The following is a 17,292-nucleotide window of genomic DNA, read 5'->3' as shown; positions in this document are numbered from 1 at the left end:
CCCATTTACCTTTCGTGAAGTGACTCTCATTTATTCGTCGTCAAAACTCGTCAATATTTTTAGAAATGACGATTTTGTCGAATACACCACTGGAGAAATTGCACTTAACCTCACGCTATTTTGCGTATAAAGTTTAAGGTATCTTATCTGAGGACCATTCTATGTTTCGTCTCTTGACGCTCATATCATCTCTACTTGTTACTTTGACTCCTTTTTCCTCTTATGCAGAGCCACAGCATTGGTTAGCGAAAAAAGGGGAAACCGAACTTATGATTATTGGCTCGGTACATGTGGGGGATAAAACGATGTACCCACTCCCTAGAACGGTCATCCAGCATTTAAGCCAAAGCGCAGGGTTGATTATTGAAGCAGACGTCAGGAATTCTGAAGGCTTGGTTTACCCACAAACAACCATTCTTTCTAAAGATGTTTTAGACAGAGCTCAACGTCGCCACTTAATTGAAATTGCCCAAGATTTAGGTTTGCCAGAAACTCAACTCCTAAATTCCCCACCTTGGATGGCCGCATTCACCATCCAACTCTCTTTAGTCAACAAACTGGGGTATGTCTCTGATAAAGGGGTCGACATGCACTTAATAGGACTCGCTGATAAAAAGCAAATCCCGGTCATTCCACTGGAGTCCGTGCAATTCCAAATCGATTTAATCGCAGGTCAATCAGAAGGCGGTAAAGAGATACTTCTCTCATCAATTGAAGAATATGATGGCGGAGAAGAGTTGGTTCAATGCTTGATAGAGAGTTGGAAGAGTGGTGATGGTAGCATGTTGGTCGAAGCCTCTTTGACCGATCATACAACAGAAGAGTTTAACCAAGCCTTTTTATACGAGCGTAATCGAGATTGGGCTAAAAAACTCGACACTGGCAGTGTTCTACCTCAGCAATCGGGTCGTTACACCGTTGTTGTTGGTGGCTTGCATTTAGTAGGTAAAGATAACCTGATTGAACTGCTTAAAAATCGGGGATTTAACATCAAACCACTGGGTAAGACGCGCCAAGCAAATTGTGATATCTAGTGATTGTTTGAAAAATGCCATTTAAATACAATTATTTAAAATTCATTCAAACTTTCTTATAAAACGCCGTTAAGCTAAGTGGATACAAAACAACTCATATGAAATTTAAATATTTATTCCTATACACGATTGGAATTATGCTCACTTCTTCGCTGTCTTATGCTAAACCGCCATGCAACGTAGAAGCTTTTCAAGCTATTGATATAACTCCGGAAGTAAAAGGCGGTGTTTTAGATAAAGAGAGTGGTCAATTTCTTATTACCGAAAAACCAATGATGCGTTGCGCGAACATCACGTTTTCAACAGCCCACACTCGAAATCGCGTTGCACATATGATGAACCAAGGCTTTGAAGCGGTTTACTATGATGGAAATACAAGCAAATCTCACTCAGTAACGTTTGATGAAGACGATTTAAAAGCGGGTTACGTCAAGATTGGGCCAAATCACCCAAAGACCGCTTATGTCTGTTTCACTACTTCTGAAACTCCTATCAATACTATCTCGTGTGACATCAAGTAATAAATTTACTCGCTCTAAAAAATGAAAAGGCCCTACATTTCTGTAGAGCCTTTTTCTCAATATGTCGATGAAGAGCCATATTCTAACTTCAGGCGAACCCCATTTGGTTCGCAACTATCAAAGCCAAATTTGCGACCGCTGAAACGACGAAAGCCTGCTCATTGAGCAGGCTTTCTAAAAGTGGTCGGTGAAGTAGGGATTCGACGCGACTGGGCTTCCAGAGGACTGGCATTCCAGACCCCGATCCTCTGGTTCCAAATAAATATCACCAAATACGAAAAAGGCTCTACATTTCTGTAGAGCCTTTTTCTCAATATGTGTCGATGAAGAGCCATATTCTAACTTCAGGCGAACCCCATTTGGTTCGCTACTATCAAAGTCAAATTTGCTGCCGCTAAAACGACGAAAGCCTGCTCATTGAGCAGGCTTTCTGAAAGTGGTCGGTGAAGAGGGATTCGAACCCCCGACCCTCTGGTCCCAAACCAGATGCGCTACCAAGCTGCGCTATTCACCGAGATGTTTAACTGAGGAATTGTCCCCGTCAACGAATGCGTATATTACGGATTCTGAACTGTGGCGCAAGTGCTTTTTACAAAAAAACCTTAGGTCTTAATTCGTTTGATGAATAACTGAACACTAGCACGTAAAATGTGACTGATAACTCACAACAAAATACAGTTTATTAACCTTAGCAACATAATTGATCCAGATCAGTGTGCAACAAGACACCGCCATTTAGTTTATTCCTGTCGGGAACATCTTGGAGGAAACGTATGGACTTTTGGCTTGATCTCCTATTTGGTAATGCAGTGGGTCTATCGTCAATGATAGTAATTTTTGGGGCAATTGGTCTGATGTTATTTTACGGCGGTTTCTTCATATACAAGATCATGAACGACAAATCTCCTCACTAGATCTCGCTTAGCTCTAGAAACGCTTTGCACCGGAGTCGGTTACTTGCCTACTCCGGTTTTTTATTTGATCTCAATGCACCACTCATTGATATAATCCTATTATTCTTCCCTGTTCTTAATGAGATTACTGCTATGTCTCACGACGACGATTTTGATCTATTTCAACAGATGATGGGCGATGTAAAGCCAATCACTCAAGACACCACCGAACACAAAAAAGTACACCAAGTAACAGAAGCACAGCTCGCAAAACGCGAAGCAGCAATCTGGTTAACGGAAGATGACCCAGAATACCTATCACTTGATCACGCTGAAATGCTCAAGCCAGAGGACTTTGTTGAGTTCAAACGTGATGGTGTACAGGACGGGGTTTACCGCAAACTTCGCCTTGGTAAGTATCCAATCCAAGCTCGCTTGGATTTGCACCGTAAAACATTGAAAGAAGCACGTGATGAAGTCGTGACGTTTTTAAAGCAATGCCTATCAATGGACATTAGAACGGTCGTTATCGTCCATGGTCGAGGAGAACGCTCAAATCCACCTGCAATGATGAAAAGCTTTGTTAGCAGTTGGCTACGACAAATAAAGGAAGTCCAATGCGTCCATAGTGCGCAACGCTTTCACGGTGGAACTGGAGCCGTTTACGTCCTACTTAGAAAAAGTGCGGAAAAGAAATTAGAAACCCGCGAACGTCACCAAAAACGGTTAGGCTAAATTTCACCCTAATGCTAGAATGCCCGCCCTTATTCTTCCTTCCCCTTAAAGAAAGCGAGCTTCATTCGCCGTTGTGAAACGTTAGGAGACAAAAATGTCACAAGACAACGCTAAACGATTAAATAAATTCATCAGTGAAACGGGGTTTTGCTCACGCCGTGAAGCAGACAGACTGATTGAGCAAGGCCGTGTCACCATTAATGGCAACAAACCTGAAATGGGGACAAAAGTGCTACCTGGTGATGATGTTTGTGTGGATGGTAATCCAGTGGCAGCAAAAGAGAAGCCGATTTATATCGCTCTCAATAAACCAACAGGCATCACCTGTACAACTGAGAGAGACGTCCCTGGAAACATCGTTGATTTCATCGGCCACCAAAAACGTATCTTTCCGATCGGCCGCTTAGACAAACCCTCTGATGGTCTGATCTTTTTGACCAACGATGGCGACATCGTGAACAAAATCCTTCGCGCAGGCAACAACCACGAAAAAGAGTACGTCGTACGCGTGGACAAGCCAATTACAGGAGAGTTTCTCAAACAGATGTCGAGTGGCGTTAAGATTCTCGACACAGTCACCCTACCTTGTAAGGTAACGAAAGAAACTAAATTCTCTTTCCGTATTGTGCTCACTCAAGGACTTAACCGTCAGATCCGTCGCATGTGTGAAGCGCTGGGCTATGAAGTATTCAAGCTGCGTCGCGTACGCATCATGAATATCTCTCTTGATGGTATTCCGAATGGAAAATGGCGTTACCTAAGTGACGAAGAAGTGGCAGAGATCCTAGCAATGTGTGAAGGCTCTGTAGGTACAGAAGAAGCATCAAAAACAGACTCTAGAGGTCGCAACATTCGTAAAGCGACCGACGCGAAGCTGTTTGATAGCCGTGAAGAAAACCAAGATTCTACTGCTCGTCGTAACCAGAAGACACGAACTTTCCGCGGTAACAATGCTGATGAGTTCCGTCATGCACCAAACTCGAAAAAAGGTCAACAAAAGCGTCGTCAGCGTGATGATGAAGGCGGACGTCCAGCTAAAGAACATTACAAAGCGAAACCACAAGGTGAACGCAGCAGACCGCAAGGCGAGCATGGTAAATCGCACCGTAAACCAGATGCATCGAGCAATACGCATTCAGCAAACAAGCCTCAATCACCGAGTAAGCCTAAGCAGCATTACATGAATCCAAATGCCGCGAAACCAAGCAAACCAGCTAAACGCACTGGTGGTACATTGAGTCTGAAGAAGTAACACTTCACTGACACAGGCAAGATCAAAAAAGGACGCTCATGAGCGTCCTTTTTATTTGTCATGAGTTTACAAACAAAGAGGTGCAAACTGACCGCGAGTTAAGCTCAGCAAATCTCTCGGGTCTAACTCAATTTCTAAACCACGTTTACCAGCACTCACACAGATTGTGTCTTGCTCTACTGCGCTTTCGTGCAAAAAAGTAGGTAAGGCTTTCTTCTGCCCTAGTGGGCTAATTCCACCAACGACATAACCTGTGGTCTTTTGCGCGATTTCCGGATCAGCCATATCGGCCTTTTTGCCCTTCGCTGCTTTCGCCGCCAGTTTTAGGTTCAGCTTTTGATCAACAGGGATAATCGCAACCGCAAGGTTCTTTGGCTCCCCGTTCAAGCAGAACAACAAGGTTTTAAATACTGTTTTCGGATCCTGTCCTAGCACTTCAGCAGCTTCTAAACCATAACTATCGGCTCTAGGATCGTGCTCATATTGATGGATGGTGTGTGGAATTTTTTTCTTTTTCGCAAGATTAATGGCCGGAGTCATCAAGATTCTCCTCATAAAAACAAAAAGCGCAAACTGAATTGGATCTGCGCTTTTAGTTAATGATATCAGCGAGTTTGAGTCAATCGCTTTTTCTCTGTTGGGTTACTGATCAATCGCCGTATCAACTAAATACGTGATTTCACCTGAAGGGGCATACTCATTAACATCAATAGGGCTATGTGTTTCTAAATAATCCTTCAAAACCTCAGCATCGGTAAAACCTGTATTTACATACCCTGGATGATCGTCGATTTTAGGGTAACCATCTCCACCAGCAGCATTATAGCTTGGTACGGTAAAGCGGTAATTACCATCTAAGCGAAGTTGCTTATTACCAATAAACACATTGGTTACCTCACCATTATTGATACTCATCGCAATGCCGGCAAACTGTGCATAAGCACCAGAGTCAACAGGCTTAGTTGCAACGACATTTAGATAATCTAATACCTCTTTACCCGTCATATCAACGTAAGAAACCATATTGCCAAATGGCTGAACAGTGAGCACGTCTTTATAAGTAATATCACCCGCAGCAATCGAATCTCGAACACCACCAGAATTCATTACGGCGAAATCTGCTTTCGCACGTTCCATGTGAGCCGTTGCAATTAATCGGCCTAAGTTTGTTTGCTGGTAACGAACCACATTGCGGTCACCCTCAAGCTTACCGTTAGATTCTGCAATCTTCACGTTTAGTTTGCCCTGACCTTTTTCTTGATAAGGACGAAGAAACTCAAGCATCATTTCGTCTTGTTTAATCTCTTCTTGGATCAAGACTCGTTGCGACTGACCATCAACTTTAACTTTCTTTTTCAAGTTTACAGGGATTAGATCGTAGCTCACCATCGAGAGTTCGCCATTACGAAACTCGTAATCGGCGCGTCCCACATATTTCCCCCACTCATGTGCCTGAACAATAAAGGTACCATTTTGTTTATCGGGCTGACATTCATCACCTGGTTTAAAGTTCTTTTTGATAACGTTTGGACCTTCCATGCACACAGGTTCTTGTGAGTGTCCTCCAACGATCATGTCGAGATCGCCGTCATTCAAATAACGAGCTAACGCCACATCGCCAGGAGCATTGATGCCTCTATTACCATTTTCATAGTGTCCCATATGCGTGACAGCAAAAATCAGATCTGGATACTCTGTTTCTTTCAGTTCTGCAATCAGCTTCTTGGCTTCTTCTTTTGGGTCACGGAAGTCAATTTGTTCAATGAATTCAGGGTTGCCAAGTTTCGCTGTGTCTTCGGTTGTAAGACCAATGACCGCAATTTTAATGCCCTGCTTGTTAAACATCGCGTATGGTTGGAATAAACGCTTGCCAGTATTTTTATCGTAAATATTGGCAGACAACATCGGAAAGTTTGCCCACTCTTGCTGCTTGAATAGCACGTCCAATGGATTATCAAACTCATGATTACCTAGAGCCATCGCATCGTAACCAATTTTGCTCATGCCTTTAAAATCCGGCTCGGCATCTTGTAAATCAGACTCAGGTACTCCTGTGTTGATGTCACCACCAGAAAGCAATAACACGCTCCCCCCCTCAGCCTGTATTTCTTCGCGCAAATCATCGATTAACGTTTTACGCGCCGCCATGCCATATTCACCGTATCGATTTTGCCAAAAGCGACCATGATGATCGTTAGTGTGCAACACGGTCAATTTATAGGTTGTATCGGCATTCCATTCTGGTGCAGGTTGCGTAGCACACCCAGCTAACGAGGCCAAGATAGCGGCACTCAAAACAGTTTTGATCATCAGACGCTGATTCATTTATTTACCTTTTTCTTATTGGGATTACTGACGCACATTTTAAGCATTCGATCTATTTGAAAACCACGTGCACCCTAACACATTGATTTAATAATTATGATGCATTGTTTAGCAATAACAAATTCATCAGTAACAAGTTTGAGAATTTACAGTTTTTCAGATAAAAAAATAGCCAACACTCGGTTGGCTATAGTATTTGTTACCACCAGTCATCTGGCGTTTACTTGATATCGATATCTGCAAAGCTCTTGATTAGATCATCAAGCGATTTCATTTGTGCTAAGAATGGCTCTAACTTGTCTAGAGGCAGTGCAGATGGGCCATCACAACGCGCTTGGTCTGGGTTTGGGTGCGCTTCGATAAATAGACCTGCGATGCCTGTCGCTAGACCCGCTTTTGCAAGCTCAACTGTCTGCTCACGACGGCCGCCAGATGCTGCGCCTGATGGGTCACGCATTTGTAGTGAGTGCGTTACGTCAAAGATGATTGGGCTACCTTTCGAAGCATTTTTCATCACACCAAAACCAAGCATGTCTACAACTAGGTTATCGTAACCGTGGCAAGAACCGCGCTCACATAGGATGATCTTGTCGTTACCGCATTCTGCGAACTTCTCAACGATGTTACCCACTTGACCAGGGCTCATAAATTGAGGTTTCTTCACGTTGATAACCGCACCTGTTTTGGCCATAGCTTCAACAAGGTCAGTTTGACGAGCTAGGAATGCAGGAAGCTGAATAACGTCTACCACGTCAGCGACAGGTTGAGCTTGCGCTTCAGTGTGAACGTCCGTGATGATCTTTACACCAAAAGTGTCTTTCAGCTCCTGAAAGATTTTCATACCTTCTTCCAGACCTGGACCACGGTATGAATGAACAGAACTGCGGTTTGCTTTGTCAAACGACGCCTTAAATACGTAAGGAATACCAAGTTTTTCCGTTACTTTTACGTAGTGCTCACAGATCTGCATCGCAAGATCACGAGACTCAAGAACGTTCATACCTGCAAATAGGGTGAATGGCTTGTCGTTAGCAACCTGAATGTCGCCGATATTAACGATTTTCTGTTCCATTTTGATTCTCTTTTTCTGTCCACGATACGCCACAGTTCGGCACATCGATAAAATTAGTGAAGTGTGACGTGCGTTTCACTCATCACATTAACTTGTGATTTTAGTAGCTCAGAAGCCGGATCGTCAGGGCATTGGTCAATAAAGTACTGAAAATCTGATACCGCTACTTGAGGGCACTCTAGCTGTTGGAAAATAAAACCACGGTCACGAATTTCGTATGGGTCATCTGGCACAAACGTTAGAGCAAGATTCGTACAACGTAATGCCAGCGTATAATGCTCTTCGCGCAACATCGCACTTTTAATCAACGCCAACCAGCGACCAATAATTGTTGGGTTGTCAGCTTCCTCAAAATGTTCAGGCTTTAGCTGAGCTAGCGGTCCTTCCTGGCCAATAAGCCAAGCTTGAAGAATCCTTTCACCTACATACTCACCATTAAATGGGTTGATGTAGTCTGGCTTCTTATGCATCCAGTCGACTTTTAACAGGAACTGAGTAGGGAAAGTAACTCCCTTCAACGGGAACCCCAGCTTTTTGCCTAGGTATAACAAAATCGAACCTAAGCTCACAGGAATACCTTTTCTGCGCTCCAACACTTTATCGATGAAGCTGTTGTCCGAAATAAAGTATTCCTGCTCGTCGCCTTTGAACCCCCACTCGTGGAAAAACAGTCGTAGGAATGCATCAAATCGTTGCTCTTCATCGGTTTCATGAACAAGCGTGGCTTCTGCATCTTTGTAAAGACGCTCTAACTCTTGTTTCGCCCAATGTACTTTGGTTTCTGGGTTAATCGCTTTGTTGAGCTCAAGCGCACCTTCCACCAACGGTATATTGTCAAAATCTTCGTCAAAAAACTCTAACATGACGTCTATCCAAATAACGTAGGGCTCTTAGACACAGCAATGTTTGCAGCCATGACCAACCAACCCAATGCGCCGAAAAAGCCAAATATCTTCAGTAGGTTGTTTTTCGCAAGTTTCAATGAGAAGAATCCAAGCGCAATGTACGCCAGTACGCAGGTGATTTTGTTTGTTAACCACGGTGCGGCATCGGTAAACGGGATGAAACCAGTAATGAAAATAAGCGCGATACCTGACACTAGCAATGCAGTATCAACGATGTGGGGAAACACTTTCAAAAAGCGATTATTTCGCTTCGGTGAGTTCATCATCATTAACACGAATCGGATCGATAATAGTGTCGCGCTGAGCGCAATCGTCACTAAGTGTATGTGTTTTAGAGCTACGTACATTTTTCTTCTCTTTTTAGTTAGTGTTTGCTGACTTCCGTGATTAACAGGCAAAACAACCGAGCGTTACTCGATCGTTACCACCGTAATCTTTTTCCGTAACGACCTGTTGGTAACCAAAGCCACGCATTATCTCACGCACCGCCTCACCTTGATCATAACCATGTTCAAATGCCAGCCAACCGCCCACTTCAAGATACTGACGAGCAAGATCCGAGATATAACGAATATCAGCTAAGCCATTCTCTTTAGCAACTAATGCAGATTTTGGCTCAAAGCGCACATCACCTTGGGATAAATGTGGATCTTTTTCATCAATATATGGCGGGTTGGAGACAATTAAAGCAAACTTCGTACCTTCTGTAATAGGCTCAAACCAACTGCCTTGAGCAAAGGTCACATTTTTGATGTTTAGCTGCTCAGCATTGTACTCTGCAAGTGCTTTCGCTTCTTGCTTAAGGTCTACGCCCGTCACTTGACGCTTTGGCATTTCAGATGCAAGCGCGATGGCGATAGCTCCCGTACCCGTTCCAAGATCTAAAATAGGCCCAGTTTGCTCGTAGGTTTTATCGAGTGCAACCTCGACCAAACGTTCTGTATCCGGTCTTGGGATCAAGGTAGAGGGAGAAACTTTGAACGGTAGAGACCAAAACTCTCGCTCACCAATAATATAAGCGACGGGTTCACCAGTTAAACGTCGTTCAAGTAGAGCGTCAAACTGAGATTTTTGCTCTGCTTCTAATGCTTTTTCTGGCCAGGTCAGCAGGTAAGTTCGTGGTTTGCCAAGGACATGGCAAAGGAGTACAGCTGCATCGAGAGAAGGCGACTCTTTGCCGCCTTCTGCCAGTTTCGCCGTCGCACTTTTCAGTGCTTGCTCAATCGATTGAACTTGGCTCATCGATTAGCCGTTCTCTGCGAGCGCCGCAAGTTGGTCTGCTTGGTGCTCTTGAATCACAGGATCAATCAAGCTCTGCAGGTCACCTTCCATCACTTCGTTCAAACGATAGATGGTCAGGTTGATACGGTGATCAGACACACGACCTTGTGGGTAGTTGTAGGTACGAATACGGTCACTACGGTCACCAGAACCTAGAAGGTTACGACGTGTATCAGACACTTCTGCGGCACGACGCTCTTCTTCCGCTTGAACGATACGAGCAGCAAGAACCGCCATTGCTTTCGCTTTGTTCTTGTGCTGTGAACGCTCATCCTGACACTCTACTACCGTACCCGTTGGTAAGTGGGTAATACGGATTGCAGAATCCGTGGTGTTAACGTGCTGACCACCCGCGCCAGATGCACGGAACGTATCGATTTTCAGGTCTGCGGCTTTGATTTCTGGCAGATCCGCTTCAGGGATTTCCGCCATTACTGCTACTGTACAAGCAGAAGTATGCACACGACCTTGAGACTCTGTTGCTGGAACACGCTGTACACGGTGACCGCCTGACTCAAACTTCAACACGCCGTATGCACCGTCGCCGCTTACTTTCGCGATCATCTCTTTGTAACCGCCGTGTTCTGCTTCGTTAGAAGACATCACTTCGATACGCCAACCACGCTTTTCTGCGTACTTGCTGTACATACGGAATAGATCACCCGCGAAGATACCCGCTTCGTCGCCACCCGCACCTGCACGAATTTCTAGGAAACAGTTACGATCATCGTTCGGATCTTTTGGCAGAAGAAGAATCTGTAACTCATCAGTAAGACGCTCAATCGTCGCTTTCGCTTCTTTGATTTCTTCTTGCGCCATTTCACGCATTTCTTCGTCGTCTTCGTTTGCCATCTCTTCAGCGGCGACAAGATCTTCTTGTGCTTGTTGATAAGCTTGGAAGCACTTGGTTACTTCTTCTAGCTGAGAGTACTCTCTTGATAGAGCACGGAATTTGTCCTGATTTCCAATTACATCAGGATCACCAAGAAGATGTTGAACTTCTTCGTAACGTTCTACTAGCGTTTCTAGCTTAGTCAGAATAGAGGCTTTCATAGTGTCGTTTTCTTAATAAAAAGCGTGAGTTATAGATCATCCAAGCCAAGTGTTTGGCGGATAATCGTTAATTTTGCTGGTTCGCCTTGCTCTGCTGCACTTTGCAATGCGCGAGTTGGAGCGTGAATCAGTTTGTTGGTGAGTTTATTACTCAGCTCGCGCAGCACTTTCTCCGGATCTGCGCCTGCCGCTAAAGATTGCAAACTTTTGCTCAGTAACTCTTCACGAATTTCGTTGGCTGATTTGCGATAGTCGCGAATACTATCGACGGCTTGCAGTGAACGCAACCATGTCATAAATGCAGCGCTTTCTTCACTAACAATCGCTTCAGCTTGAATCGCTTCGACTTTACGCTGCTCAATGTTGCTGTCGATGATAGATTGCAAGTCATCAACAGAATACAGATATGCGTCGTTCAGTTCACCGACTTCCGACTCTACATCTCGCGGCACCGCAATATCGACCAACAAGATAGGTTGATGCCGGCGCTGCTTTAGAGCCGTTTCGACCATACCTTTGCCAATAATAGGCAATGGGCTCGCCGTTGAGCTAATCACAATATCCGCTTTCGCCAAATGTTCAGGAATTTCGTTCAAACTGATCACTTCTGCGCCAAATTGGTCCGCTAAGCCTTGCGCGCGCTCTTTAGTGCGGTTCGCGACAATCATTTTTGTGCAACCGTTGGACGCTAAATGCTTCGCGACCAATTCAATCGTCTCACCCGCACCAACCAAAAGCACGGTTGAATCTGATAACGACTCAAAAATATGTTTTGCCAGTGTACATGCCGCATAAGCCACGGACACGGCATTACCACCAATATCTGTCTCTGTTCTTACCCGTTTGGCGACTGAGAACGTCTTTTGAAACAGTTTATCAATCGAGGCATCGACGGCTTGATGATCTCGCGAGTCAGAAAATGCTTGCTTTACCTGCCCCAAAATTTGAGGCTCACCCAACACCAGAGAGTCAAGACCGCACGATACGCGCATCAAATGCTTTATTGCTGCTTGCTCTTCATGAACATACAAACTCGGCATTAAATCTTCGCGGCTCACTTGATGAAATTGAGCAAGCCAATCGATCAACTTGTTTCGCGCTCCTTGCTTAACATCGCAGTACAACTCAGTTCGGTTACAGGTTGAAACAATCACACTGCCGTTAACTGCTTCGTGCTCTCTAAGTTGCTCGAGTGCAGGGCCGAGTTTATCCGGACCAAACGCCACCTTCTCTCGCAAGTCGACAGACGCTGTATTGTGATTAATTCCAATAGCAAGCAAGGACATCTAACGTGGTATCTCTGGGATAGGTTATAAAATAGGTCCAGAATTTTACTGTAAGCACGCATTTATTGAAAGGGTAAGCCGGATTTGTTTTCCTAAGTGCGACTTTTCAATGCTATAGTTGTGAGCGATTCCCGATGAAACTGATTAATAAGCCATCAAACATGACGTTACGCTCCTTTATTCTTTTTTTCTTGTCGAGCTTACTGCTCGCTGGTTGTTCGTCCGTTCCTGAAAGTGTTACCAGCGTTGAATGGCAAGCTCATGAGCAGCGACTCGAAACCATCCAAGATTTTCAAGCAACGGGGAAACTTGGTTATATTGGCCCAGACCAAAGACAAAATTTAAACTTCTACTGGAAACATTCTTCAGCACTAAGCCAGTTGCGTTTAACAACGATTCTCGGACAAACGGCATTAAAGCTCACCATCACCCCACAAGGCGCCACAGTAGAAACTTACGATGATCAGGTCCTTTCTTCTCGCAGTGCTAACCAGCTGATTTACCGTCTTACAGGGTTGATGATGCCCGTCGATCACATGCCTGACTGGCTATTAGGTCTACCGACCGATGCCGACAAATTCCAACTGTCTCCAACCAATACACTGCAAGCGTTAAACAAACAAATTGGTTTAAATGATTGGAGCATTGCATATCAACGATATGGCGACGTTCAATGGCATGAACAGTCTCTCCCTCTGCCAAATAAGCTGAAACTCACCACAGCTGATGTCAAAATAAATCTAGTGATCACAAAATGGAACATCACCCAATGATTGAACTTTCAACACGCTGGCCATCACCAGCGAAATTGAATCTCTTTCTATATATCAACGGCCGTACAGAGAATGGCTACCACGAGTTACAAACCTTATTCCAATTCGTCGATCACGGCGATGAGCTCACCATTCAAGCGAACCATTCTGGTGATATTACGATTTCTCCAGACATAGAAGGTGTGCCCCTTCAAGACAATTTAATTTGGAAAGCAGCAACCGCGCTTCAAACTTACTCAAACTGCCCTTTTGGCGCGCATATTGAGCTACAGAAAGTGCTGCCTATGGGTGGAGGCATTGGTGGGGGCTCATCGAATGCAGCTACAGCATTAGTGGCACTGAATTACTTATGGCAACTGAATCTAACTGACGACGAACTGGCTGAAATAGGTTTAAAACTAGGCGCAGACGTGCCCGTATTTGTGCGCGGATTTGCAGCTTTTGCTGAAGGTGTTGGTGAAAAACTCTCTCCTGCTTATCCCGAAGAAAAATGGTATTTAGTCGTCAGACCGAATGTATCTATTGCAACCGTCGACGTTTTTTGTCATCCAGATCTGACGCGAAACACCCCAAAACGAGATCTAGAAACACTTTTAAATACGCCAAGCGTAAACGATTGCGAAAAAATTGTACGAATGCTCTACCCAGAGGTTGATAAGCAACTTTCTTGGCTGCTACAATACGCGCCGTCAAGATTGACGGGGACAGGATCTTGCGTTTTTGCTGAATTTTCGAGCAAATCTGAAGCAGAAACTATCCTTGCACAACTCTCTGATAAAGTCTCGGCATTTATCGCTCAAGGGCGCAATATTTCGCCATTAAAAGAGACTTTGGCTGAATACCAATCAGCCTCACACCGACCTATTTAAACTGGACGCAAACCCGAGGTTTCCACCGTGCCTGATATGAAGCTATTTGCTGGTAACGCAACACCTGAACTAGCCCAACGTATTGCTGATCGTCTTTACATCTCTCTTGGTGATGCATCTGTTTCTCGCTTTTCTGATGGCGAAGTTGCAGTTCAAATCAATGAGAATGTTCGTGGTAGCGATGTTTTCATCATTCAATCCACTTGTGCACCGACTAACGACAACCTAATGGAATTGGTTGTTATGATTGATGCAATGCGCCGTGCTTCAGCAGGCCGTATCACTGCAGTTATCCCTTACTTCGGCTACGCTCGCCAAGACCGTCGTGTACGTTCTGCGCGTGTGCCAATTACTGCAAAAGTTGTTGCTGATTTCCTATCTAACGTTGGTGTTGACCGCGTTCTAACTATCGACCTACACGCAGAGCAAATTCAAGGCTTCTTCGATGTACCTGTAGACAACATCTTCGGCACGCCAGTGCTACTTGAAGATATGCAGGCTCGCGGTCTAGATAACCCTGTAGTGGTATCTCCTGACCTAGGTGGCGTTGTTCGTGCTCGTGCAACAGCAAAAGCACTAGGCGACATCGACATCGCAATCGTAGATAAGCGTCGTCCACGTGCAAACGTTTCTGAAGTAATGAACCTAATCGGTGATGTTGAAGGTCGTGACTGTGTGATCGTTGATGACATGATCGACACAGGTGGCACACTATGTAAAGCAGCTGAAGCACTAAAAGAGCGCGGTGCTAAGCGTGTATTCGCTTACGCTACTCACGCAGTATTCTCAGGCAACGCTGCGGATAACATCAAGAACTCAGTTCTTGACCAAGTTATCGTAACTGACTCTATCTCTCTGTCTAAAGAGATGGCTGCAACAGGTAAAGTGACAACACTAAGCCTATCTCGCATGCTGGCTGAAGCGATTCGTCGTATCAGCAACGAAGAGTCAATCTCTGCAATGTTCAACTAATACGAACATTTCAGTTACACTGATTTCAAAAGCACCCCTCTTTGGGGTGTTTTTTTATTTGTACTGATAACTAGAAAATCCCTTGGTCGCCCACCGCGAGTTTTCTGTGCTATCATACTGCGCTTTTTGAGATTCCAGAGAGATCCTAACCTTGAGTCAACAAATCAAACTTCTTGTTGGTCTTGCTAATCCAGGACCAGAATACGCCAGAACTCGTCACAATGCGGGCGCTTGGGTTGTAGAAGAATTAGCACGCGTTCACAACGTTACACTGAAGAACGAACCAAAGTTTTTTGGTCTAACAGGACGCATTATGGTCAATGGCCAGGATCTCCGTTTGCTTATCCCAACCACCTTCATGAATCTATCAGGTAAATCGATCGCAGCGCTTGCGAAATTTTATCAAATTAAACCTGAAGAGATCATGGTTGCTCATGACGAGCTAGACTTACCGCCAGGTGTCGCTAAGTTTAAAAAAGGTGGGGGTCACGGTGGACACAACGGTCTGCGTGACACCATTAGCAAACTGGGCAATAACAAAGATTTTTATCGTCTTCGTATTGGCATTGGTCATCCGGGACACAAAGATAAAGTGGCGGGTTTTGTATTAGGTAAAGCGCCAGCTAAAGAGCAAGAGCTTTTAGATGCAGCAGCTGATGAGGCTGTTCGTTGTCTAGATATCCTGATTAAGGATGGCCTATCTAAAGCACAAAATCGCCTCCACACGTTCAAAGCTGAATAAGGTTACTATCATGGGTTTTAAATGTGGCATCGTTGGTCTACCTAACGTAGGTAAATCAACTCTGTTCAACGCACTAACTAAAGCGGGTATCGAAGCAGCAAACTTCCCGTTCTGTACCATTGAACCAAACACTGGTGTGGTTCCTGTGCCAGATCTACGTCTAGACGCACTAGCTAAGATCGTTAACCCACAGAGAGTTCTTCCAACGACGATGGAGTTCGTGGACATCGCTGGTCTTGTTGCTGGTGCATCACGTGGTGAAGGTTTAGGTAACAAATTCCTAGCTAACATCCGTGAAACAGACGCGATTGGCCACGTTGTACGTTGTTTTGAAAACGAAAACATTGTTCATGTTTCAGGTAAAGTTTCACCTATTGAAGATATCGAAGTGATCAACCTTGAACTTGCAATGGCTGACCTAGATTCTTGTGAGCGAGCGATTCAACGTAACGCGAAGAAGGCAAAAGGCGGCGATAAAGACGCAAAATTTGAACTAACCGTACTAGAAAAACTGTTACCAGTACTAACTGAAGGCGGCATGGCACGCACGGTTGAGCTATCTAAAGAAGAGTTAGCAGCAATCGGCTATCTAAACTTCCTAACACTGAAGCCAACTATGTACATTGCAAACGTAAACGAAGATGGCTTCGAAAATAATCCATATCTAGATGCGGTTCGTGAGTTCGCAGAAAAAGAAAACAATGTCGTTGTACCTGTATGTGCGGCTATCGAATCTGAACTATCTGAACTGGAAGATGAAGATCGCGAAGAATTCCTAGCAGATATGGGGATCGAAGAGCCGGGCCTAAACCGTGTAATTCGCTCTGGTTACGAACTACTGACTCTACACACCTACTTCACAGCAGGTGTTAAAGAAGTACGTGCTTGGACAATCCCTGTTGGTGCAACTGCACCTCAGGCGGCAGGTAAGATCCACACTGACTTCGAGAAAGGCTTTATTCGTGCAGAAGTAGTCGGTTACGACGATTTCATCCAATTCAATGGTGAAAATGGCGCAAAAGACGCAGGTAAATGGCGTCTAGAAGGTAAAGACTACATCGTAAAAGATGGTGATGTTGTACACTTCCGCTTCAATGTTTAATTAAATGAATGAATTCTAAACACTTCATTTACACTAAAAGCCAGCTGCTAAGCTGGCTTTTTTAATACCTTAAGTAAATGAGCAAAAATAAATTACCTAACTGCAAGCTAATTTATTTCCAGTTTTAGATCATAAACACGCCTCTTTGTTTAAAAAGGAAGCGAACGAGGTTTTTTCCGAAATTTATTAAAAAAAACTGTTGACGGATCTCACTCAACTTCGCATAATGCGCGCCGTTCCCAACGACAAGGCAACAAAGCGTTGAGAACAAAAAATACGGTTTTGGCTACGTAGCTCAGCTGGTTAGAGCACATCACTCATAATGATGGGGTCACAGGTTCGAATCCCGTCGTAGCCACCATTCCTAAATGTTCTTTTTATCAGAGCAGTTAGGAATAGATGCGGAAGTGGCGGAATTGGTAGACGCACCAGATTTAGGTTCTGGCGCCGCAAGGTGTGAGAGTTCAAGTCTCTCCT

The 17,292-nt window shown here is 44.5% G+C and carries 18 protein-coding genes and 2 tRNA genes; 11 read left to right on the top strand and 9 right to left on the bottom strand.

The genetic code is table 11. From position 1 onward, the window contains the following. Positions 1 to 161 precede the first annotated feature (161 nt). Positions 162 to 1,034, top strand: coding sequence for a TraB/GumN family protein (locus R7Z41_RS21280; protein WP_206971056.1), 873 nt, complete (start codon positions 162 to 164; stop codon positions 1,032 to 1,034). Between the two features lie 137 nt (positions 1,035 to 1,171). Next, positions 1,172 to 1,555: a hypothetical protein gene (locus R7Z41_RS21275; protein WP_005384085.1), complete on the top strand. Its 384-nt coding sequence runs from the start codon at positions 1,172 to 1,174 to the stop codon at positions 1,553 to 1,555. 437 nt (positions 1,556 to 1,992) lie between these two features. Here R7Z41_RS21275 and R7Z41_RS21270 read toward each other — a convergent pair. Continuing rightward, positions 1,993 to 2,069 (bottom strand) — tRNA-Pro (locus tag R7Z41_RS21270). Positions 2,070 to 2,328: 259 nt separating this feature from the next. On the opposite strand from R7Z41_RS21270, the gene R7Z41_RS21265 reads away from it, so the two are divergent. The 3 genes from R7Z41_RS21265 to rluF all read left to right on the top strand — a co-directional run bounded on the left by R7Z41_RS21265 (position 2,329) and on the right by rluF (position 4,435). Next, positions 2,329 to 2,469: a DUF3149 domain-containing protein gene (locus R7Z41_RS21265; RefSeq protein WP_005382236.1), complete on the top strand. Its 141-nt coding sequence runs from the start codon at positions 2,329 to 2,331 to the stop codon at positions 2,467 to 2,469. Between the two features lie 132 nt (positions 2,470 to 2,601). Further along, positions 2,602 to 3,183: a DNA endonuclease SmrA gene (smrA, locus tag R7Z41_RS21260; protein ID WP_005382233.1), complete on the top strand. Its 582-nt coding sequence runs from the start codon at positions 2,602 to 2,604 to the stop codon at positions 3,181 to 3,183. 94 nt (positions 3,184 to 3,277) lie between these two features. After that, a complete protein-coding gene (gene rluF, locus R7Z41_RS21255; protein WP_054576681.1) occupies positions 3,278 to 4,435 on the top strand; it encodes a 23S rRNA pseudouridine(2604) synthase RluF in 1,158 nt (385 codons plus the stop codon). 66 nt (positions 4,436 to 4,501) lie between these two features. Here the strand turns inward: rluF and ybaK are convergent, their stop codons facing one another. From ybaK to hemA, 8 genes are all read right to left on the bottom strand, one after another. After that, complete coding sequence (ybaK, locus tag R7Z41_RS21250; protein ID WP_206971058.1) at positions 4,502 to 4,975, bottom strand: Cys-tRNA(Pro) deacylase; 474 nt, start codon at positions 4,973 to 4,975, stop codon at positions 4,502 to 4,504. 102 nt (positions 4,976 to 5,077) lie between these two features. Beyond that, the gene (gene ushA, locus R7Z41_RS21245) at positions 5,078 to 6,760 is read right to left on the bottom strand and encodes a bifunctional UDP-sugar hydrolase/5'-nucleotidase UshA (protein ID WP_132937040.1); all 1,683 of its coding nucleotides are present in this window, start codon (positions 6,758 to 6,760) and stop codon (positions 5,078 to 5,080) included. 220 nt (positions 6,761 to 6,980) lie between these two features. Next, positions 6,981 to 7,832 (bottom strand): 3-deoxy-8-phosphooctulonate synthase, encoded by an 852-nt coding sequence (gene kdsA, locus R7Z41_RS21240; RefSeq protein ID WP_005384095.1) that lies wholly within the window; start codon positions 7,830 to 7,832, stop codon positions 6,981 to 6,983. Between the two features lie 53 nt (positions 7,833 to 7,885). Beyond that, positions 7,886 to 8,695 (bottom strand): SirB1 family protein, encoded by an 810-nt coding sequence (locus R7Z41_RS21235; RefSeq protein ID WP_005384098.1) that lies wholly within the window; start codon positions 8,693 to 8,695, stop codon positions 7,886 to 7,888. A 5-nt stretch (positions 8,696 to 8,700) separates the two neighbouring features. After that, a complete protein-coding gene (locus R7Z41_RS21230) occupies positions 8,701 to 9,084 on the bottom strand; it encodes a SirB2 family protein (protein WP_005382225.1) in 384 nt (127 codons plus the stop codon). A 40-nt stretch (positions 9,085 to 9,124) separates the two neighbouring features. Further along, on the bottom strand, positions 9,125 to 9,979 hold the full coding sequence (prmC, locus tag R7Z41_RS21225; protein WP_115385795.1) for a peptide chain release factor N(5)-glutamine methyltransferase: 855 nt from the start codon (positions 9,977 to 9,979) through the stop codon (positions 9,125 to 9,127). Positions 9,980 to 9,982: 3 nt separating this feature from the next. Then, positions 9,983 to 11,071 (bottom strand): peptide chain release factor 1, encoded by a 1,089-nt coding sequence (prfA, locus tag R7Z41_RS21220; RefSeq protein WP_005382222.1) that lies wholly within the window; start codon positions 11,069 to 11,071, stop codon positions 9,983 to 9,985. A gap of 29 nt (positions 11,072 to 11,100) precedes the next feature. Next, the gene (hemA, locus tag R7Z41_RS21215) at positions 11,101 to 12,357 is read right to left on the bottom strand and encodes a glutamyl-tRNA reductase (RefSeq protein ID WP_005384104.1); all 1,257 of its coding nucleotides are present in this window, start codon (positions 12,355 to 12,357) and stop codon (positions 11,101 to 11,103) included. Between the two features lie 134 nt (positions 12,358 to 12,491). Here hemA and lolB point away from each other — a divergent pair, with 134 nt between their 5' ends. The 6 genes from lolB (at position 12,492) to R7Z41_RS21185 (ending at position 17,176) form a co-directional block, all read left to right on the top strand. Next, a complete protein-coding gene (gene lolB, locus R7Z41_RS21210) occupies positions 12,492 to 13,130 on the top strand; it encodes a lipoprotein insertase outer membrane protein LolB (RefSeq protein ID WP_017634843.1) in 639 nt (212 codons plus the stop codon). Beyond that, entirely contained in the window at positions 13,127 to 13,999 is an 873-nt protein-coding gene (gene ispE / locus R7Z41_RS21205) for a 4-(cytidine 5'-diphospho)-2-C-methyl-D-erythritol kinase (protein ID WP_064369040.1), read from the top strand. Before lolB ends, ispE begins: the two co-directional genes overlap by 4 nt. A 27-nt stretch (positions 14,000 to 14,026) precedes the next feature. Further along, entirely contained in the window at positions 14,027 to 14,971 is a 945-nt protein-coding gene (locus R7Z41_RS21200; RefSeq protein ID WP_005393176.1) for a ribose-phosphate pyrophosphokinase, read from the top strand. Positions 14,972 to 15,122: 151 nt separating this feature from the next. Continuing rightward, positions 15,123 to 15,713, top strand: a complete 591-nt coding sequence (pth, locus tag R7Z41_RS21195; RefSeq protein ID WP_005384112.1) for an aminoacyl-tRNA hydrolase — start codon at positions 15,123 to 15,125, stop codon at positions 15,711 to 15,713. Positions 15,714 to 15,723: 10 nt separating this feature from the next. After that, the gene (ychF, locus tag R7Z41_RS21190; RefSeq protein ID WP_005393178.1) at positions 15,724 to 16,815 is read left to right on the top strand and encodes a redox-regulated ATPase YchF; all 1,092 of its coding nucleotides are present in this window, start codon (positions 15,724 to 15,726) and stop codon (positions 16,813 to 16,815) included. A 284-nt stretch (positions 16,816 to 17,099) separates the two neighbouring features. After that, positions 17,100 to 17,176: transfer RNA gene (locus R7Z41_RS21185), tRNA-Met, on the top strand. Positions 17,177 to 17,292: the final 116 nt, after the last annotated feature.

It is taken from the genome of Vibrio sp. 1457, assembly GCF_033340195.1.
GTDB classification, from domain to species: domain Bacteria; phylum Pseudomonadota; class Gammaproteobacteria; order Enterobacterales; family Vibrionaceae; genus Vibrio; species Vibrio alginolyticus.
This window is presented reverse-complemented; position numbering and strand designations above follow the sequence as displayed.